Genomic DNA, 19,688 nt, shown 5'->3' with positions numbered 1-19,688 from the left:
GCATGCACGCCATAAGAAGCGATGTCTAAGGGCTGTCCCGCAAATGATCTATCAGCCGCCAGGGCAGGGTCGGTTGCTGTGCGATCGCTGGACCGCCGGATCCTGCTCCCCGTGAGCGGAGGTGAGGCTGTCCGTGCTCTGGATGATCCGGTGCCTTGTTCAGGGCGCCGCAATGATCGTGAACCGGGCTTCCCCTGTCACGTCCGCGACCGTCGGGCGGACGCCCGCCGTCCGGCAGAGGAGTTCGAGGCCGTCCTGGAAGGCGGCGTCCAGCGGGTCGTCTGAGCCCATCGCTGCCATGGCCGCCTCGACCTCTGGTGTGGTCGGCTCCTCACTGCCGTTGTCGGAGTGGTCGGCGACCGTCTCGCCGTCGCGGTGGACCACGAAGTAGGTGTCCGCGTTGACACTGCTGTAGTTGGAGACCGCGAAAGTGCCCTGGGACAGCGCCGGGCTACCGATTCCCAACAGGCCGTTGTCCTCGACGACCAGGGTGTGCGGGCCAAGGGCGAACGCGGCCACACGCACGTCCTCCACGCTGGCGCCGTCGATCTCGCTCTGGGTGCGAAGGTCGTTCCAGGTGCCGGTGCGGATGCCCGCCGGGTCCGCTCCCAGCCGGGTCAGGGCTTCGTCGGGCGTCGTGTCGTGCACGACGGTCGCACAGTAACTGACCTGGCCTGTCAGTTCCTCCATCCATGCCTCGAAGTCCTCGGCCGGCTCCTCCGGAACGACGGTGGGCTCGGCCACCGCCTCGCCGTTGCGCCAGACGACGGTGCCGTCGGCACGGCACAGGATCACTTCGCCTTCCTCTACACGCAGTTCGTCGGCCGGCCCACCCAGCGGAGAGCTTTCGTCGTCAAGAACGCGCAGCATGCCGTCCTCGTCAAGGTGCAGTCCTGGCCGGGCCGTCTCGCCGAGGTGCGCGTACCAGAGCCAGGTGTGGTTCGCCCCGAACAGCACGAGACGCCGTTCGTCCCAGTGCCCAAGCACCGTGCTTCCGTCGGGGGAGGTGAGGGAGTGCCGTCCGAGCGTCTGCCCCCGGCGCAGCACCGCGCCCCGCGGGGTGTCGACAGCGGGACCGTCGCATGACGTGTGTGTGCCTGTCGACCACATCGACCGGCCGTCCATGTCGAGGAGTTCGGCACGACCGTTGTCACGGACCACGAGGCGGCGGGCCCCTGAACCGGCCGTGGCAGAGCTCCACACCCGGGCGCCGTGGGTGTTACGGACCGACAGGTCGCCGTTCTCGGAGAGCTCGGCCCATCCACCGTCCACCCATTCGGTGCCGGTAGTCCACACGGCACGATCCTCGGTGTGACAGTACAGAGCCAGGTCACCGTTGCCCTGGTGGACCAGAGTGTGGGTACCGGCGGGAGACGTCAGAGACTGGTTACGCAGGCGCCCTCCCGCCTCCAGCGCGGGTCCGCCGTAGGCGTAGGGCGTTCCCAGGGGGACCGGTTCATGAGGGCGTTGGGTGCCCTCGTGCCACAGGACCGTGCCGTCGGAGTCGACCAGGCACAGCATCCAGCCTTTGGATTTCGAACCGCCCGCCATGTGCAGGCGCCAGGTCAGCACGGTGCCTTCCTGCTCCAGCCAGTCGACCAGAGGACTGGTCAGCGCATAGCTTCCGCCCCCGCCCGTCCAGCTCTCACAGATCCTCAGCCATCCGTCCTGCTCACGGGCCACGGTCCGGCGGATCTTCCCGTCGCGGACGAGATACGCATCCGCGGTGATGGCAGCCGCGGGCGCCGCATCCCCGAGGGGCACAGCGTGGATGGGGCCGGTGCGTATGTTGGCCACCCGAACGTGCGAGCCGTCCACGAGTTCCAGCTCGCCGGAGTCCGTGAGGATCAGGTACCGCGCACCGGGCATGGCGAAGCCCGAGCGCCAGACCGTCTCGTAGTCCTCCCCGGCCTCTACGACGACCTCGTAGCCGTGTCCGAGCAGCAGTCGTCCGGCCGCACCCGCCCGCCAGACGACCCGGTCGCGGTCGGTGTCCGTGACCACGGCGACACCTGCCGAGTCGCAGCGCAGCACGAACCTCCCCGACGGGGACGTCAGCTGTTCGTCCGGATGGAGACGGTCGAACTGGAGCAGATAACGCACAGGGGTCCTCTTCTCGTACCGGGTGCCGTGGCCACGACGGAGTCAGTGAAGCGGATTCTGCTGCACGGCACTGACAACGGGCGTACCTGGCCTGGCAACCCACGCGCAGTGGGTGTTGAGGGAAGGCCCGGACCGGCCCCAGCCTGGGACGTATCGCCGCTCTTCGCGTGGTGAGTTCCTCCATGTAGAGGTGTGACCGGCTTCAGCTCCAACCCCGGCGCGGTCTACCTCGGTCAGAGTCGCGGGATGCCGAGTGATCCAGCCGGTCACCTGCCGCACCGTCGGCGGCCGGGGCGGCGGCCCGGATGGAGCCCCGCGCAAAGTAGCGATGTGCGCACGGACCATGCCGTAGGTAACAGGGGCCTCGGCGAAACCCACCGGCTCCTGGGCAGCTCCGCCCTCAACCTTGGCAACCGCCGCCAATCCCTCACGCACTTCCAGGACGTCTCCACCGCCCACCGCAGTGAGGGCGAGGCATGCACCGGCGACGCCCTCCCCCGCGGACACTCCATCTACCTCGCACGCCTCGCCGAGGCCCATCTCGCCCTCGGCGACATAGACGCCTCCCACAGCGCCGTCGCCCGCCTGGGAGGCGTCACCTCCCCACGCGGCACCAGCACCCTCAACGACCTCCGGCAGAAACTCGGACGTCGGCGCGCCGTACCCGCCGTCGCCAACTTCCTTAACTACTCCGCCGACTACTAGGCCGTGGATCTGGCAAATGATCACCGAGTGGGAAGTGATTGTTGAGACTCGGGACCAGGCGGAGCTGCACATACGGTTGCGCGACATCCGAGAAGCAGGAGTCGACGATTCGATGATCCGGATCGACACGCTGTGCGGGCGCCTGGCGCTGCCGGCCACCTATCGGCTGAGCCGCTTCGTGACGGGCCCCAGGTGGGAGTCTGAGCGCGGGGACTCTGCTCATTGATCTTGTTGGTATGTCGAGGTGAGTTGATCAAGGCACGGAGCAGCGGGAGCGGGTCAGGGGCTGAGATGTCGTGGAACAGGTCGACAACGGCCCGACATGCCGTACCACCAGCACACATGCTCCCCTGTCACCAAAGGTGTTCGCCGCGCTGGCCGGCAGCCGCAGGTACCGGCCAGCCGCAGCACCGGGGCCACCGACGCCCCGGCACCTGGCCGGCTCCCCACTCGTCCCGCCGTTGAACCGGGCATCCACAAGGAGATCCCTGCCCCTACCCGAACTCGGCCAACGGCTCGATGGCTTCGAGCCTGCAGACGGCCAGGTGGAGCCCGGCGTGCGTGCACCGCGTACGCCGGGCACCTTCGCCTACCGGGCTCGCAACCGCGCCAGGTCCCCATCCGTGCCCGTCCCCTCCCGGTCACGGCTGGCGCGTGGAGCCGGTCAGACGACCATGACCCGACGCCCGCGCGTGTGGCCGGCCTGGCTGTCGATGTGGGCCGTTGCGGCCTCGGCGAGCGTGTACGACTTCTCGACCGGGATGTGGAGCTTCCCTCGCGCGATGAGACGGGCGGCCTCGGCGAGCGCCTCCGGCACGCTCCCGGCCACGCCGGAGAACCGGACCCCGGACTCCGGCGCGCGAAGATCGGCGATGGAGACGACCTTCTGCGGATCCCCCGTCAGATCGACGAGCTCGCGGATCACTCCCGAACCGGCCAGATCGAGAGCGGCGTCGACCCGGCCGAGCTGCCGCACCCGCTCGGCCCAGCCCTCGCCGTACGTGGTGGCGAGGGCGCCCAGGCCCCGCAGATAATCCTGGGACGAAGCACTTCCCGTGCCGATCACCGCGATGCCACGGTCGCGGGCGATCTGCAGCACCGCCGACCCGACTCCCCCGGACGCACCGCTGACCAGCAGCGTCTGCCCCGGCAGCACACCGACCTCGCGGATGACGCGCAGCGCGGTCTCCATCACGGAGGGGTACCCGGCCGCCTCTTCGAACGGCAGCCCCTCGGGCATCCGGGCCCAGGCTGACAGGACGGCGAACTCGGCGTACGTACTGGAGCCCTCGCCGAACACGTGGTCGCCGATCTCGATCCCGTCGACGCCCTCACCGACCTCGTCCACGACCCCGGCGGCGTCCAGCCCGACTCCGGCGGGCAACTCGGTCGGGTGGGCGCCCAGAACCTGTCCTTCCCGGATCCGCCAGTCGACGGGGTTCACGCCCGCCGCCCTCACGGCGACGCGTATCCGGCCGGGGCCGGCGTGGGGCTCCTCGGCATCGATGAGTCGCAGGACGTCCGGACCGCCGAACTCGGCGAAGTTCACTTTCTTCATACCGGGAACATAACACTAACGGTTAGCTTTTTGAAACGGTTAGCATTTACTACCTGCTAGTGTCAACGCATGACCGTTGAGTCCGGACGCCGTGAGCGCAAGAAGGCCGCGACCCGCCAGAAGATCGCCGACACCGCCCTCCGGCTCTTCATGGAACGCGGGTACGACGCGGTGGGCATCCGTGACGTGGCCGCCGAAGCCGATGTAGCCGTCACCACCCTCTTCTCCCACTTCGCCTCCAAAGAGGCCCTGGTGTTCGAGCAGGACACGGACTTCGAGCAGCGCCTCACCCAGGCGGTCACCGGACGGGCGCCGCACGAGCCACTCCTCCCCCCGCTGCGCCGCGAGATCCACGCCCTGGTGCGCCACTGCACCGCAGACGGCAACGCCCCGGTCTGGGACATGGTCGTCGGGTCCCCCGCTCTGCGGGAGTACGAGGAGTCGATGAGGCTGCGCCATGCGGAGACGCTGGCAACGGCCATGTCCGCCGATCCTGACCTGGCACGGACCACAACGGCCTGCCGGACGATCGCGAGGTTCGTGATCGACGCGTACGCACTGGCCCGCGAGGCGCCCGATCCGCAGGCCGCGGTGGACGAGATCTTCGAAATGATCGAGGCGGCGTGGCGCGTCACCTCCCCTTAGCAGGTCCGTCATTCCCCAGGGGCGGCCCCGCACAGTCCCTGTTCCACGACACGCCGAACGGGCGCGTGGCGCCTCACGACAGCTTCTGGTCCCGGAGCACGCGACCGCCGCGTCGAAGGCCGAGTCCCGGTCCGTCGCGAACTCCGCCTCGGTGAAGACCGGTGTACGGATGTGGGGCGGGATTCCCGCGCCGTCGAAGGTCTCTCCCCGGCGGGTGAGGAACTCCTCGTTCGGAAGCCAGACCGCCATGCCGTCGGGCGGCGTGCGGCGTGTCGGAGAAGACGCCCTACTTGTTCGCCCCGATGTGGACGGTCCCGCCGGGCCGGTCGATGAGGACCTGGGCGAACATCTCACCTGCGCTGAACGTCGTCGCGGCCGTCAGGAGGGCAACCGGACCGCCGTAGCGGCGGGCGCCGCGAGCGGACTTCCTGGAAGCGCTGCCTCTACGTCCTGCACGATGACTCGGCCCCCTGGGGGATTCCCGGAGAGTCGCAGATCGACTCGCTCCACCTCCAGCGGGACCTGGCGGCCCCTCCGCAACGGACGGGGTGTCCGCAGCCGCACGGTGTCGACGGCGGGCGGGCTCGGGATAGCGCGGTCCGGGTCGACCACGTGCCGGCCCTCGGTCGCCCAGTTCGGCGAACTGGGGGTGCGCAGGGTGAGTCTCGGCTCGCTGCTGTGCCGGGCGGCGCTCGGGGAGGCGATGGTCGTGGCTGCGAACATCCGGGCGGCCGGCCGGGGGCGGGGACGTACCACCGTACGCACAGGGGCAGAACCTGAGCGTACGTGGGCACGACCCGGGCCCAAGGGCTCCGTCAGAGCCCAAGCGATCAGTTGGCGAAGTTGTCGCCGAAGTAGGAGATCCCGGCAGGCCCGCCGACCGATCCCGGTCCGAAGGACGTCGATCCGGTCGCCGTGATACCGCTGGCCCCCGTCTTGAGCAGCCAGACCGAACCAACGCCGTTGTTCTCCGCGGCGGCACCGACCACCAGTTCCGCACGGCCGTCGTTGTTGCTGTCCGTGGCCCATACTGAGCCGCCGAACTCGTCACGGGCCTCGGCGGCGCCGGGGACCCCCGCTGTGTCCTGGGAGAAGCTCTTCGAGCCGGTCCCGGTCAGTCCCTTGGCCGAGCCGCGCAGCACCGTGACCGTGCCGGCCGACTGCTTTGATCCGAGGGCCTCACCCGGGGCGCCGACTGCGATATCGGCGTACCCGTCGCCGTTGGTGTCACCCGCGGACACGCTCCACCCGAAGTGGTCGTTCTTCTCGGCGGTGCCCGGGACCGAGGCGGTGTCCTGGGTGATCCGGACAGGGGTCCGGGTGGAGAGTCCGGAGGCGCTTCCGTACGTCACGGTGACCGCACCGCCCGGACCGCCGTTCGGTTCCCCGGCTGACTTCTCCATGAAGTTGCCGGTGATGATGTCCCCGTAACCGTCCTTGTCGACGTCGGCGATGGCCGCCGTGTAGCCGCCCGCGAGTTTGCTCGACGCCTTGAGGCCGGTGGAGCTGCCCTTGTAGAGGACGCTGCGGGTGGCGTACGTGTTGCCGCTCTCCTGCTGGCCCATGACGAGGAGGTCGGCCGCGCCGTCCCGGTTGACGTTGCCGGCGACGAGCTTGTCCGGGTAGATGCCGGTGGCGGCGGTGGTGTCGATGCCGACGAGTGCAGCGGCCTTGCCGGTACGGGAGATGGGGCCCTTGAAGATGTTCAGGCTCGGGGTGGAGTTGCTACCGGCGGCGAGGTCGGTGTGTCCATCGCCGTCGAAGTCGCCGGCCGCCAGGGCCCAGCCGAGTTCGTTCCGGTACTTGGGCAGCGGGGACGCGATGTCGGTGCCGGTCTTGAGGCCGGTCGCCCCGCCCCAGATGACGGTGAGGACACCGGACGAGTCGGTGGAGCCGATCCGCTCGGAGTGCACACCGACCACGAGGTCGGTGTACCCGTCGCCGTCGAGGTCGCCCGTGGTGAGCCGGTCACCGAAGTAGTCACTGGCCTCCGGAGTGCCGGGGATTCCCGCGGTGGCCTGGCTGATGACCGTGTGCTTGGACTTGTCGAGGCCGCTCTTGGTTCCGTAGACGACCGTGACGTAACCGGCCCCTTCCTTGCCCGAGATCTTACCGATGGGCGCGGCTATGACGAGGTCGCGGTAGCCGTCTCCGTTGAAGTCGCCCTGCAGCCCGGAAGGCGCGGCGGAGGCGCTGGCCGCACCGGCGACGAGCAGCGCGCCGGTGAACGCGGCCGCGGTGGCGGCAGCGGTGGCGATACGGAGGCTCTGGTGCATGTGGGTCTTCTTCTCCTGCGGCAGGCCGGATGTCGGTGGTACGGCATTCGGAAATCGGTTGATCCGTCGGCGCGGGTGCGCGAGTGGGCAGGCGTTCAGACGCGTACGCGCATGCACCCACGTCGTTCGGTGCAGGTATGGACTGTTGGTGGGCCCTCAGGGTTGTACGGGACAGGTGTGCCGTCATGTGCAGTGGGCAGGGCTCTTCCCGGTGAGGCCGCGCCGGCTCCGTGCTGGTGGACCCCGCGTCGCACCAGACCGGTCGCGTGACACAGGGACCGAGGGTGTACGGCAGCGAGCAAGATGAGCCGGCGGCCGGGCCGCAGCCCGGCGGCGACTACCGCGAGCTGACCGGTGGGCCGCTGGACGGGCGGCTGATCGAGGTGACCGGCTGGACGGAAGAGGAGATCACCACCGCCGCGCACACCTGATCACCTCTCACAGCACATACGGACCGGGCGGGAGGGCCTCATACGCGCCTGCCTTCAGCCGCCCTGACGGCCCGTGGGTGTGGGGAGGCGACGTGCCCCGACCGCCTCGCCGCCGACGATGGTCCGACGATGGTCCGGCGCTGATCCGTCCCCCTGTCCTGGGAACGGGACCGCAGTCGCTGTAGCCGGGGTGGTCCCTCTAACGTGCCGGCAAGAACGCAGTGCACTGTTCGATCGCGGGGACGAGCCGAGGCCAGGACTCCCCCGCCGTGGGCCTCGTTGATCCCGGCCGCCTCCAACGCGTCGCGCGCCTCTTCGAGGAGAGCGGACCGTTCGACCGCGCCACGCTGAAGGAAGGCTCCCGGTGCGGGGGCGATCGGCGGTATCCGCCGCTGCACGGAGCGCGTGGTTCCCCCGGATGACGACTACTGCGCGGCCACAGGTTTCTGACAGTTTTCTGACATCACCCAGCGACTCTCTCTTCTTCCGGCTCCACGCCGGAAGATCCCGCCTTGCCCTCAAGGAGAGAGTCACGCATGAAGATACTCAGCCGCATGCGGCACACGGCCGCGGTACTCGGTCTGTGTGCGGCACTGGTCGCCGTCCCCGCCGCCGCGTCGGCCGAACCCACCGCTCCGAAGACGCCACGGATACCCCTCGTCTCCACGGAGCAGGTCATGCCGCACCTGCGGGCGCTGCAGTCAATCGCGGACCGCACCGGAGGCAACCGCGCCCACGGCACCAAGGGCTTCCAGGAGTCGCTGGCGTATGTGAAGGGCGTACTGGACAAGGCGGGCTTCCGCACCAGCCTGCGGCCCTTCACGCACAACGGCGTCCTCGGACACAACCTCATCGCGGACTTGCCGGGAGGCGACCCGGACCACGTCGTGCTCGTCGGCGCCCACCTCGACAGCGTCGAGGCCGGGCCCGGTATGAACGACAACGGCTCGGGCTCGGCCGCCGTGCTCGCCACCGCCGTCGCGATGTCGCGGGCGGGTGTCGCGCCGAAGCGGCATCTGCGGTTCGCGTGGTGGGGAGCGGAGGAGCAGGGCCTGATCGGCTCCAAGGACTATGTGCACAAGCTCTCCGCCGCCGGACGGAAGAAGATCGACGTCTACCTCAACTTCGACATGACCGGCAGCAAGAACGTGCAGCAGTGGCTCGTCGTCCACGACGACCCCAGGGCCACGGACGCGTTCGAGGCGTACTTCGCGGCCAAGAGCCTGCCCACCTTCGACATCGGCATCGGCGGCTCGGACCACGAGTCGTTCGGCGACGCCGGAATCCCGGTCTCCGGCTTCACCACCGGCGTCGGCAACTGCCTCCACGACGCATGCGACCGCATCGACAACGTGGACCCCGGGACCGAGACCGTTAGCACCAACGCCGTTCTCGGCGTGACCTGGCAGCTCGCCACCCACTGATCACCGACCACGACCCCTACGGTCAGGAGCAGGACCTATGCGCAGCACGACGAAACGGCACCGATACCCCACGGTGGTGGGCATCCTGGCAGGCAGCGTGCTGCTGACCGCCGTGCCCTCCGCGGCCACCACCGGCGGCGGGTCCGGTGTGGGGGACCCGTACTTCCCCGACGACGGCAACCCCGGATACGACGTCTCCCACTACGACGTCCGCGTGGCCTACGACCCGGCCCGCCCCGGCCACCTCGACGGCGACACCACGGTCACCGCCACGGCCACCGACAGGCTCGACCGATTCCACTTGGACCTGGAGGGCTTCCGGGTCGGCTCGGTCACTGTCGACGGCGTTCCCGTCAGAAGCGTCACCCGCAGCGGTGCACACGAACTGGTCATCACCCCGGCCGGCCTGATCGCCAAGGGCGCGAAATTCGCGGTCCGCGTCCGCTACTCCGGCAAGCCTGTCGGTGAGAGCTGGCACCGGCTCACCAACGGCGGGGTGAGCGTGACCGGCGAGCCGCACTCCGCCACCGTCTGGTACCCGGCCAACGACCACCCGTCCGACAAGGCGACGTTCCGGCTCAGCGCGACGGTCCCCGGCACCTGGACCGTGATCGGCAACGGCCGCCCCGGCCCGACCACCTCCCCGGCCAAGGGGAGAAAGACCTTCCGCTGGTACGAGGACAAGCCGCTCGCCACCTACCTCAGCACCCTCGCCATCGACAAGTTCACGGTGCACACGTCGAAACTGGCCGATGGCACCCCGGTCATCAACGCCTACAGCCCCGGCGCCGTGATCGACCCGGAGTCCGAGGCGCTGCTCCCGGAGATCATCGGCTTCCTGGCCTCGAAGTTCGGCCCGTACCCCTTCTCCTCGGCCGGTGGCATCGTCATCAACGGCGAAGCCGACGCGGGCGGCAACGGCCCCCTCGCGCTGGAGACGCAGAGCCGTCCGACGTACAGCGGGATGATGTTCGATGCCTCGATGGTGCACGAGTACGCCCATCAGTGGTTCGGCGACAGCGTCTCCTTCTCGGACTGGCGTGACGGCTGCATCGCCGAGTGCGTCGCCCAGTACGCCAACCAGCTGTGAGAGGAGAAGGGCGGCGCCGACCTCGACACCGGCTTCTACGCCGGCATGGTGGAGCAGAGCGAACAGGACCCCGGCTTCTGGAACGTGAAGCTCTACGACCCGGGCCAGGGCAAGGAGCTGGACCCGGCGCTGTACGACAAGGGGTCGATGATGATGCACGCCCTGCGGCGGACCATCGGGGACGCCGCCTTCTTCGGGACCCTCCGGCAGTGGCAGAAGGAGCACCGCTACGGCAACGCCACCTGGCCCCAGTTCGAAGCACTCGCGAAGAAGATCTCCGGCGGGCCGGACCTCACCGGATTCTTCGACGCCTGGGCACACGGCACCACCGTCCCGGAACGGAAGTACCTGTACCCCGGAAGCCTCGGCCGTCTTCGGTGATCTGCCGGGGGTGCCGGTCGGTGCAGGGTGACCGAGGCGGCGACGGGCAGGTGGTCGCCGCCGGCGACGGGCAGGTGGTCGCCGCCGGTGGCGGGCAGCGTACGGATGTGACGGGCATGCTCCAGGCCCCGGACACGGCTAGCGGCGGGCCCAAGACGCTCGCCCCGACAGCAACGCGGTCGCTGTCGGCGGCCGCGAGGGCGGTCTCGTCGAACGAGACGAAGACCATCAAGCCGCCCTCCGCGTCCACTTGGCTTCCTTCACTTTCAGAAGCCGATGTCATACCGATCACGAGGCCTGCCGCTCGAACGAGAATCCAAGCCGCTCCGAAGCCAATGAGGACGATCCGCAGAATCTTGACCCTCTTCGTTGTTCCAGGCCAGGCTCAGTCCCACCACAGGACGACGGTGAGCCGCCGTTCAGCCGCCTGTTGGTAGAAGGTGCGGAGTGCCTCGAAGTGGCCGGTGGGGTACGGCCGAGGGTCGCCGGTGATGCTCATTCCCAGAGCAGTTGCTGCTTCTTGGGCGCCCGCCGGCAGCGCCGCGATGACAGCCTCCCAGTCGACCGCAGCGAGTGTGGTGGCTATCTCCGCTACCGCGGCGGGGGCGACGGCTCTGGGCGGAGGACCGAAGGTGCCCACGGCATCGTCATGGTCGAGGTAGGAGACATCGATCAGCGCATCGCCGTTGGTGGACCGTTCGAGTGCCGCAACCGCCGCCGGTCCGACCTTGGCCAGCTTGAGGAGTTGCCGGAGGGACGCGGGCGACCAGTCGAGATCGATCCAGTCAGCTCTCGGCGGGTCCCACTGGGGGTTGGCGTCCGGCGAGACCTCTGCTGCCTGTCGGCAGAAAATCAAGTACTCCGTCGTCACTCGTGCGAGTTGCTGCGTTACTGCCATGGCAGCAGTGTTCGGGACGGGCTTCGCCGCTCACCAGCGAATTAAACTCCAGTACGGGAAGCCGCTGTCATCCCGATCTTGTTCGACGGCGGGAAGAAGAAGGTCAACGGCCGCAAGCGCCACATCGCCGTGGGTACCCTCGGGCTCGTGCTGACCGTGATGGTCACCGCCGCACCCGTCACCGACCGCGACGCCGGCCGGACGCTGCTGAAGCGGCTCCGTGAACGGTACTGGCGCATCTCGCCGGTGTGGGCCGACGGCGGCTACCCCGGACGCCTGGTCGACCTCGCTCGCGACGTGCTGCGCATCGCGCTGACGGTGGTCAGACGCACCGACGCTACCGCGGGCTCCGTGGTGCAGCAGAAAAGGTGGCTGGTGAAACGGACGTTCGCCTGGCTCCCCGGCGACACGCGCAGGCCGTTCACCGGCCATCCCGGCCGGCGGCGCCTCCTCGCCTGCAGGGGGTTCTGCCAGGACCTCGGACACCCGCCCGCAAGGCGGCGCCATCCGGCACCGTCGAGCCGGGCCGGCGCCTGGCGGGTCCCTTACGCTCCACACCCAACACGCCGGGTCAGCGGAAGGCGGTCGGGCAGTCCGCGGCGGTTACTCCTGGCAGCGCGCGGATGATCCGGTCACGGGTCGCTGGGATTTCCTGCCCCTGGAGGGGGAAGGTTGTCGCGATCTGGTCATGGTTCGACGGAATCACCATGAGCACGTGGTCGCCCCGGCCGTAAGCCTCTTCCGGGTCTCTGACGGTGGGGTCGGCCAGGGCGAAGGTGGCTGTGTCGAGTCCGTTCTCGGGCTTGAGCCATCGGTCCACCGACATGGTCACCCGCACACGCCCGTTGCTGACAGCGCGGACATCTTTCAGGGTGCCCTCAACGATGCTATTCGAGCACGCCAAGAGCTCGGGGAATGTCTGTCCGCGGGTCGTCCCGCCGGCAGAGGGGGCCGAAGAGCCGCCACTCGCTGCGACAGCCACCCCAATGACAAGGACGGCCGCGCATGCAGCTGCCGCGGTCCAGAGGACCGTTCGTCCCCTCTTCCGTGTCGGCCGGGAGGATGCCCTTTTCCGCGGTGCCTCGCCCTGCCCGAATTCCTCGGCGGACTCCGGGACGGCCACAGCTTCGCCGATGAGCGAAAACGCTCGGCGAAGCCGGCTCTCCTCGTCCTCAGTCGGTCGAGTCATCGTAGATCACCTCGTCTCGCTGAGTTGTGTGCGCAAGGCACCTACGGCCGCATGCAGTCGGCTGGCGCAGCGTCAGCAGTTGTCGGTGGTGGGCCGGCAGGCCGGCGAGTCCAGTGGCTACTTCGAGAGCAAGGGTTCGTTGCTCGTCCTCATGCTCCGTGGCGGGTTGTCTCGCCCAGCGGGCGGCGAGGCGCGCCTGCAGACCACCGTCCCCTTTTCCCCGACCGGTTGCCGGTCCGCTGCGACGCGGGAGGCGACGACGCCGCTCCACGCGGACGGATTGCGGACCGCTGCGCGTCCGGGCCCGGCCTGCTGCTCCAGCAGCTTCAGCCGAACCTCCTGCACCCCATCGTCCAGGTGGTCCCAGGGCAACGCCTCCCAGGGCCAGGACCGCCCGCACGCGCGGAACGTCAATGTCGTCGCCAGGCCTATCGCGTCTTTCTGTGGAATCGGGGGCTCCGGGCATCGCCGGCGTCGGACGCTGAGCGGCACGGGGCGTAGGCGTCCTCTCATGAACCGTCCCCTCTGAGTGGTGTTGCTATGACGGATGAGCAGCCGGAAACGTTCAGGAAGGAGCGGCCCCCGCAGAGATGCACTTTCCGGGGGCCGTGGTGGCATACCGGGTACTCAGAACCGCAGCAGCACCTTCGACGACCGCGAGGCGTCCTTGGCCATTGCGAAGGCCTCCAGCGCCTCACTGATCGGGTACTCGTGGGTGATCACCGCGTCGACCACCAGGCTGCCGTCGGCAAGGGCCGCGATCACCTCGTCGATCTCGTCATTGAACCGAAACGAGCCCACCAGCTCCAGCTCGCGAGTTACGGCCACCGACATCGGCACCGGCTGATCGCCGGCCGGCAGCAGCCCGACCATCACCACCCGTCCGCCGCGGGCGGTGCCGCGGATGGCGCCGGCCAGACCGTGGTGGTTGCCGCTGGAGTCGATCGCCACGTCGGCCTGTACCGCGGCGATCGCGTCGGTGTCGGTGGCGCTCAGGGTCCGGGTGGCGCCCAGTGCCCTGGCTACCGTCAACGGATGATCATGGAGGTCGACCACGACGATCTCCGCCGCGCCCGCCCGTTTGAGCACGGCGACGACCAGCGCACCGATCGGCCCGGCACCGACCACCAAAGCCGTCCTGCCGGTCACGTCTCCGGCCCGGGAGACGGCGTGCCAGGCCACCGACGCGGGTTCTGCCGTGGCTGCCGTCCGCAGGGCCAGACCGTCGGGCAGCGCCCGGAGCATCCGGCTCGGCAAGGTCGCGTATCGGATGAACGCCCCGTCCGTGTGCGGAGACCTGGCCGCAGATCCCAGGTAGGTGCAACCCGGTGACAGGTTCGGCCGGTCGGCCGGATAGCGGGTGGCCCCTTGGCCGGCCGGGGAGGCCGGATGCACCGCGACCCTCGTACCGATACCGGGGCCGGACCCGTCGGTGGCCGCTGACGCGACGATGCCGACTACCTCGTGACCGAGCACCATCGGTGCCCGCAGGATCGACTCGCCGGCAGCGCCGTGCGTCCAGTAGTGCAGATCGGAGCCGCAGATGCCGCCGTACACGATCTCGACCACGGCCTCGTCGGGCTCGGGGGTCCGGACGGGAACGTCGTCGATCCGTAGGTCGTCCGCAGCGTGGACGACGACAGCCGGGGACGAGACAGGAGGAGTCATGGTCGGACCACCGGATTCGAGAGCGTACCGATGCCGTCGACCAGGATCTCGACGACGTCACGGGGCTGGACGGGTACGACAGTGCCGGGGGTGCCAGTCGGGATGGCGTCGCCGGGGACGAGTGGCATCACGAGCGGTCCTTCGATGCGGATGGCGGAGCGCACCGGCTTGTGCCGGGTCCGGTGGGGTAGCGGATGGGCGTTCAGGGGCTTGTTCTGCGCGAACCCGGTGAGAGGCCGTGGCAGCACATCCATGATCATCACACCACCGCCGTCATGCCACCGTCGACGTAGATCGTCTGCCCGTTCACGAAGTCCGAGGCCGACGAGGACAAGAAAACCAGTGCGCCGACCAGTTCGTGCACCCGCCCCCACCGGCCGGCCGGTGTCCGCTGAGCGACCCAGGCGCTGAAGTCGACGTCCTCGACCAGGGGCTCGGTCAGCTCGGTGGCGAAGTAGCCGGGGGCCAGGGCATTGGCCTGGATGCCGTGCGGACCGAGGTCGGCGCACATGCCCTGGGTCAGCATCACGATGCCCCCCTTGGTGGCGCTGTACGGGGTGATGTCGGGCCGTGCCAGTCGGCTCTGGACCGACCCGATGTTGACGATCTTGCCGCTGCCACGGGCGACCATGCCGCGGGCGACCCGCTGCCCTACCAGAAAGGCGCTGGTCAGGTTGGTGGCGACCAGTTCGTTCCAGTCGGCGATCGGAAACTCGGTGAAGGCCGCCCGGCGCTGGATGCCGGCATTGTTGACCAGGATGTCCGGGGTGCCCCAGACCTCTTCGATCCGCCCGATCCCCGAGTCCACCTCGTCCGGGGAGGTCACGTCGAAGGTGGCCACCCGCACCTCGCCGCCGGTGATCTCCCGCAGCCGAACCGCCGCGGCCTCCGCCGCCTCGACGCCGCGCCCGTGGACGACGACCCGGGCGCCCGCTTCGAGCAGACCCTGGGCGAGGGCGTACCCGATACCGCGGCTGGAGCCGGTGACGAGGGCGGTCCGCCCGGCCAGGTTGAACAGATTCATCGTGCTGCCTCCGTCGGGTGCTGGTTGATCAGCGCGTCACTGAGCCTCGTGAGGACGCCTCCCCCGGTCTCGCGGGTGATGGCCGGGACGGCCGCCCCGAGGTGCCGGTACTTGTTGTCGGAGACCTCCGGGAGCGGGGCGCGATGAGTGCCGCGATGAGTGCGATGGGCGCCGAGCACGGTGTTCGCACCGAAGCCGATCGCGCCCGCGATGACGGCGGTCACCAGACCCGGGACGACCGGCGAGATCAGGGTCGGGGAACCGGCCCCGATTCCGTACCAGCCGCAGGCCGAGTAGCCCATGTCGGCGCCCATCATCAATGCTCCTGGTTTCTCGTGGGCCGTATCGGCGCCCGGCTCCGAGACGGTCCGATGGCGCGTCGCATCACGCGTCGATCGCGGTCTGCAGCTCCGCGAGCTCGACCCAGCGGTGCTGCTGTCGCGCGCGTTCGGCGGCGAAGACCAGCAGATGGCCGTTGACCGAGTCGGCGAACTGCGTACTCGACACGCTGGCCGGCTCTCCGCGCACGACCCGGACGAAGTCCGCAACGAGCAAGTGATCACCGCCACCGTGCATGTCGTCGGTCACCGACGTGTTGACCATCTCCTCGTCGAACGAAGCAGCCGCGTCGGTGCGGATGCGGCGGACCCTGAGCGTCCCCTCCTCCAGGGCGCCGGAGATCTCACCGGCGGTTCCGACCACGTGGAGCGTGCGGCTCGAAGCCGGGGTGTTGGTCGCCAGCACGAAGGATCCGAGGACACCGTCGGCGAACTCCACGCTCACGGTCTGGCGATCGAGCACGTCATTGTCGGCGCGCCACACACAGCGGCCGTAGCGGTTGTCGGTGCGCAGCGATTCGAGCTTCTGGTCCAGGTCAGGGTCCGGGCTCAGGTGCTCGGCCTGCTCCCAGACGTATTCCTGCCACTTGTTCAGCTCGACGTAGAGCCGACGCGCCGAGTACGAGCACGTCGACTCGATCGAGCAGTCGGACAGGCACCGCGTGCCCGCACCCTGCGGCGCCCGTTCGGGGATGAACATGCCACGGGACCCGGAGCCGGCGACGCGGACCGGGGCTGCCGCGTTGCACAACCAGGTCATCAGGTCCAGGTCGTGGCAGCACTTGGCAAGCAGTATCGAGGAGCCCGACTGCTCGGAGTTGGCCCAGCGGCCTCGGACGTACGCCATCGACATGTGGTCGTAGCTGACGTGCTCGGCCATCTCGATGCTGAGGGGCTCACCGATCTCGCCGGCGAGGATGCGGCGCTTGACCTCGCTGTAGAAGGGTGCGTAGCGCAGCACGTGACAGACCATCAAGGTCCGCCCGGACGTCCGCTGCGCCTGCGCCAGGGTCATGAGTTCCGGAGCGCTCTGTGCGGTGGGCTTCTCCAGCAGCACGTCGTAACCGGCGGCGAGCAGCCGGGTGGCGGTGTGCACATGGTCTTGGTCCATCGTTGCGTCGATCGCCGCCTCTGCGAGCACGCCCGCGTCCGGAAGGTCGGTCAGCGATGCGTACCGGGCCGCATGGGGGATGTCGAACTCCGCGCCCCACCTCTCTCGGCGCGTCGGGTCGGGCTCGACGATCGCTGTGATCGTCAGCTGGTCGGGCGCGACCTGCGCGTAGCGCGAGTAGAGCACGCCGCGATGTCCGGCGCCGACGAGGACCGCGCGCACCGGCGAAGTTGGGCGCGTCACAGGTACGCACCTCCGTTGACGTCGATGATCTCGCCGGTGCAGAACCCGCCGAGGTCGGACGCAAGGTACAGCACCGCGCCGGCGACGTCTTCGGGTACACCGGCTCGGCGCAGCGGTGTCGCCTCGATCACCGCGCGTTGGGACTCGGGCGGTGTGAAGGTCGCGTGGAACGGGGTGTCCCCGATGAAGCCCGGCGCGATGGTGTTGACGGTGATGTCGCGCGCGCCGAGCTCCTTCGCCCAGGCGAGCATGAGGCCGTGCATGCCCGCCTTGGCCGCGGCGTACGCCGAGGCGCCCGGTCCGCCACCGTTGCGTGCGGCCTGGGAGCTGATGTTGACGATCCTGCCGCCTCCCGGGCCCATCTGGCGCACCACGGCACGGGTGACGAGGAATGTGCTGGTGAGGTTCAGGTTCAGGACGGTGTGCCAGTGCTCGTCGGGCATCTCGATGAGACTGTGCCGGCCCACGAGACCGCCGGCGTTGTTGACCAGGATGTCGATCGGGCCCTGGAGCTGTGCGGCGGCGGTGCTGACCGCCGCTTCCACGGCTGCTGGGTCGGTGGCGTCGAGCGGCGCGGCGTGCGCCCGCCTTCCGGTGGCGGCGATCCGGTCGGCGACCTCGTGGCCGTCGTGGGTCTTGTAGGTCAGCGCCACGTCGGCGCCGGCGTCCGCGAGAGCGATCGCGACCGCCGCTCCGATGCCCGTACCGCCGCCGGTCACCAGGGCCCTGCGCCCCTGGAGGTTCAACGAGCGGAGCCCGGTTGTCTGTCCGTGTGTCGGTGTCCGGCTCATGCCTGCCTCCCGGCCTGATCGTCCATCATTTCGTAGTGCGACGGCTCGCCTTCGAGCGGTCGGCTGATCTCGTGCATCATTCGTCTCTTCCTGAAGCGGGTAGGTATCGGGTGTCTGTCCGGCGATGTGCGGCGGGTGAACGGCGTTCGGCACGGCGTGCCGGGGGCTGTCTTCTCGTTCGGTAGGGCGGTCATGACCGGCTGGGACAGAGCATCAGCTCGGGTACGTACGCCCGAGGTGGAAGCTGCAGGATCGCGGCGACCATCGCCGCCACGTCCTCCGGCTGCAGCGCGTGTGCCAGCTGATCGGCCGTCGGGGGCGTCGGACGCTTGGCGATCATCGGGGTCCGGGTGAATCCGGGGTAGATCACGCTGACCCGGACACCGTCGGCGCGAGCCTCCTCCATGGCGGCGTGGGCCAGTGCGGCCACGGCGGCCTTGGCCGCCTGGTAGCCGACGCCGGACAGGTCCGGCCTCTTCGCGGCCGATGACGACACGTGGACGAGCACCCCGCCGCCGCGCCGCTTCAGCGCGGGGACCGCTGCCCTGGTCAGGGCGAACGCGGCGTCGACGTTCACCCGGAACAGCTCACGCCAGTCGCTCTCGGAGAGGGTGTCCAGTGAGCGTCGGGTCACGTTCGCACCGACGCAGTTGACCACCGCGTCCAGTCCGCCGAACTCCGCGGTGGCGCGTTCGACGGCAGACTGTGCCGCGTCGAGGCCGGCCAGATCGCCGGGGACGTCGAGCACGCGTGTGCCGCCGCCGCGCAGGCGGTCCGCCACTTCGGCCAGCTCCGGTGCCCGCCGGGCGGCGAGCACGAGGTCGGCACCGAGTCCGGCCAGCGTCTGCGCGGTCGCTCGTCCCATGCCGCTGCTGGCGCCGGCGACGAGAATCGTGTGCCCGCTCAGCGGGCCCCGCGGAGGCGGGAGGCTCATCCGGTCACCAGCCGCCGGATGTACGACACGTCGGTCCGGGTCTGGTCGAGCGCCTGTGCGTAGGGCAGCGCGTAGTGGCTGTGCAGGGTGAGCACACCGTCGAAGTCAGCTGCTCGGAGGTGGGCGATGATCTCGGGCCACGGGACCATGCCGTCGGCGAGTCCGAACCAGTCGGAGGCCCACGCCCGACGGCCGCTCGGGTCGGGGGCGGCCGGGTACCAGCCGCCGTTCTTCACTCCTACGCAGCCGAGCCAGGTGGCCAGCAGGTCGAAGGTCAGCCGCCAGTTCTCCCGCCCCTCCTGCACCGCCTGGTTCCCGGGGTCCGGGTAGGCGACGAACGTGGCCGGATCGCGCCCGTCGAGCAGCCGGTGCGCGAGCGCGCCGGAGCTGTGTACGGTGCCGCCGTGCAGCTGCAGCGCGAGCCGGACACCGGCTCGTTCCGCGAGGTCGCCCAAGGCGTCGAGATCGCGCCTGGCCCGGTCGATCTGCTCGGTGACCCGCATGTTCGGGTCGTACTTCCAGTAGCCGAGCCGAACCGTGCCGATCCCGGCCGCGGCGCAGGCTTCGAGCACGGACTCGGCCGGGTAGGCCGCGGGATCGCTGAGGTCGGTCGTCGCCAGCGGGACGGACAGTCCGCCTTCGCGGCAGCGGGAGACCGCGCTGGAGATGTCGGCGGGATTCGTCGGGGAGGCGGTGAATCCGTCCCGGATGAGGAGGTCGACTCCGTCGAAGCCGAGACCTGCGATCGTGTCGACGGTCTCGGCGACTTCGCGGTCGCCGAACAGCTTGGTGAACAGGACCGTTTGCATCTGGTGCTGCCTTTCTCTTGAGGGGCACGGCGCGGTCGGCTCGCGCACGGTCGGCCGGGGGGGGGCGGGC

Annotated in this window: 20 protein-coding genes and 1 pseudogene; 8 read left to right on the top strand and 13 right to left on the bottom strand. The window is 69.4% G+C overall.

All coding sequences use genetic code 11. From position 1 onward, the window contains the following. Positions 1–159 precede the first annotated feature (159 nt). Positions 160–2,103, bottom strand: a complete 1,944-nt coding sequence (locus OG892_RS00375) for a DUF6461 domain-containing protein (RefSeq protein WP_371628174.1) — start codon at positions 2,101–2,103, stop codon at positions 160–162. 330 nt (positions 2,104–2,433) lie between these two features. On the opposite strand from OG892_RS00375, the gene OG892_RS00370 reads away from it, so the two are divergent. Further along, entirely contained in the window at positions 2,434–2,808 is a 375-nt protein-coding gene (locus OG892_RS00370) for a hypothetical protein (RefSeq protein ID WP_371628173.1), read from the top strand. 16 nt (positions 2,809–2,824) lie between these two features. Continuing rightward, complete coding sequence (locus tag OG892_RS00365) at positions 2,825–3,034, top strand: hypothetical protein (RefSeq protein WP_073738792.1); 210 nt, start codon at positions 2,825–2,827, stop codon at positions 3,032–3,034. A 438-nt stretch (positions 3,035–3,472) separates the two neighbouring features. Here the strand turns inward: OG892_RS00365 and OG892_RS00360 are convergent, their stop codons facing one another. Next, complete coding sequence (locus OG892_RS00360) at positions 3,473–4,366, bottom strand: NADP-dependent oxidoreductase (RefSeq protein WP_073738793.1); 894 nt, start codon at positions 4,364–4,366, stop codon at positions 3,473–3,475. A 69-nt stretch (positions 4,367–4,435) separates the two neighbouring features. Between OG892_RS00360 and OG892_RS00355 the strand changes: the two genes are divergently transcribed. Continuing rightward, positions 4,436–5,011 carry a TetR/AcrR family transcriptional regulator gene (locus OG892_RS00355; protein WP_073738794.1) on the top strand — a complete coding sequence of 192 codons (576 nt, stop codon included), beginning with the start codon at positions 4,436–4,438 and terminating at the stop codon, positions 5,009–5,011. Positions 5,012–5,841: 830 nt separating this feature from the next. Here the strand turns inward: OG892_RS00355 and OG892_RS00350 are convergent. Next, a complete protein-coding gene (locus OG892_RS00350; protein ID WP_073738795.1) occupies positions 5,842–7,287 on the bottom strand; it encodes an FG-GAP and VCBS repeat-containing protein in 1,446 nt (481 codons plus the stop codon). Between the two features lie 266 nt (positions 7,288–7,553). On the opposite strand from OG892_RS00350, the gene OG892_RS00345 reads away from it, so the two are divergent. From OG892_RS00345 to OG892_RS00330, 4 genes are all read left to right on the top strand, one after another. Beyond that, entirely contained in the window at positions 7,554–7,718 is a 165-nt protein-coding gene (locus tag OG892_RS00345; protein ID WP_371628172.1) for a hypothetical protein, read from the top strand. Positions 7,719–8,254: 536 nt separating this feature from the next. Beyond that, complete coding sequence (locus tag OG892_RS00340) at positions 8,255–9,142, top strand: M20/M25/M40 family metallo-hydrolase (RefSeq protein WP_371628171.1); 888 nt, start codon at positions 8,255–8,257, stop codon at positions 9,140–9,142. A gap of 37 nt (positions 9,143–9,179) precedes the next feature. Beyond that, entirely contained in the window at positions 9,180–10,232 is a 1,053-nt protein-coding gene (locus OG892_RS00335) for a M1 family aminopeptidase (RefSeq protein WP_371628170.1), read from the top strand. 45 nt (positions 10,233–10,277) lie between these two features. Then, positions 10,278–10,613 (top strand): M1 family aminopeptidase, encoded by a 336-nt coding sequence (locus OG892_RS00330; protein ID WP_371628169.1) that lies wholly within the window; start codon positions 10,278–10,280, stop codon positions 10,611–10,613. 385 nt (positions 10,614–10,998) lie between these two features. Here OG892_RS00330 and OG892_RS00325 read toward each other — a convergent pair whose 3' ends face one another. Next, on the bottom strand, positions 10,999–11,511 hold the full coding sequence (locus OG892_RS00325) for a DUF1877 domain-containing protein (protein ID WP_371628168.1): 513 nt from the start codon (positions 11,509–11,511) through the stop codon (positions 10,999–11,001). An 81-nt stretch (positions 11,512–11,592) separates the two neighbouring features. Between OG892_RS00325 and OG892_RS00320 the strand changes: the two are divergent. Next, a pseudogene (locus tag OG892_RS00320) lies at positions 11,593–12,138 on the top strand (transposase); the annotation flags it as partial. On the opposite strand, the gene OG892_RS00315 reads toward OG892_RS00320, so the two are convergent. From OG892_RS00315 to OG892_RS00275, 9 genes are all read right to left on the bottom strand, one after another. Then, positions 12,083–12,700, bottom strand: coding sequence for a hypothetical protein (locus tag OG892_RS00315; RefSeq protein WP_073738799.1), 618 nt, complete (start codon positions 12,698–12,700; stop codon positions 12,083–12,085). The pseudogene OG892_RS00320 and the gene OG892_RS00315 sit on opposite strands and share 56 nt — an antisense overlap. 627 nt (positions 12,701–13,327) lie before the next feature. Beyond that, positions 13,328–14,368 (bottom strand): L-idonate 5-dehydrogenase, encoded by a 1,041-nt coding sequence (locus OG892_RS00310; RefSeq protein WP_328868239.1) that lies wholly within the window; start codon positions 14,366–14,368, stop codon positions 13,328–13,330. After that, positions 14,365–14,616 (bottom strand): fumarylacetoacetate hydrolase family protein, encoded by a 252-nt coding sequence (locus OG892_RS00305; protein WP_371628167.1) that lies wholly within the window; start codon positions 14,614–14,616, stop codon positions 14,365–14,367. Before OG892_RS00305 ends, OG892_RS00310 begins: the two co-directional genes overlap by 4 nt. Before the next feature lie 11 nt (positions 14,617–14,627). Further along, a complete protein-coding gene (locus tag OG892_RS00300) occupies positions 14,628–15,392 on the bottom strand; it encodes an SDR family oxidoreductase (RefSeq protein ID WP_371628166.1) in 765 nt (254 codons plus the stop codon). Next, positions 15,389–15,709, bottom strand: coding sequence for a hypothetical protein (locus OG892_RS00295; protein WP_371628165.1), 321 nt, complete (start codon positions 15,707–15,709; stop codon positions 15,389–15,391). The genes OG892_RS00300 and OG892_RS00295 overlap by 4 nt, the downstream gene beginning before the upstream one ends. A 67-nt stretch (positions 15,710–15,776) precedes the next feature. Next, positions 15,777–17,084, bottom strand: coding sequence for a Gfo/Idh/MocA family protein (locus tag OG892_RS00290; protein ID WP_371628164.1), 1,308 nt, complete (start codon positions 17,082–17,084; stop codon positions 15,777–15,779). Next, positions 17,081–17,875, bottom strand: coding sequence for an SDR family oxidoreductase (locus tag OG892_RS00285; protein WP_328868236.1), 795 nt, complete (start codon positions 17,873–17,875; stop codon positions 17,081–17,083). Before OG892_RS00285 ends, OG892_RS00290 begins: the two co-directional genes overlap by 4 nt. A gap of 190 nt (positions 17,876–18,065) precedes the next feature. After that, positions 18,066–18,809, bottom strand: a complete 744-nt coding sequence (locus OG892_RS00280) for an SDR family oxidoreductase (protein ID WP_328868235.1) — start codon at positions 18,807–18,809, stop codon at positions 18,066–18,068. After that, entirely contained in the window at positions 18,806–19,618 is an 813-nt protein-coding gene (locus OG892_RS00275) for a sugar phosphate isomerase/epimerase family protein (protein ID WP_371628163.1), read from the bottom strand. Before OG892_RS00275 ends, OG892_RS00280 begins: the two co-directional genes overlap by 4 nt. Between the last annotated feature and the right edge of the window lie 70 nt (positions 19,619–19,688).

Source organism: Streptomyces sp. NBC_00341 (assembly GCF_041435055.1).
GTDB lineage: Bacteria > Actinomycetota > Actinomycetes > Streptomycetales > Streptomycetaceae > Streptomyces.
This window is presented reverse-complemented; position numbering and strand designations above follow the sequence as displayed.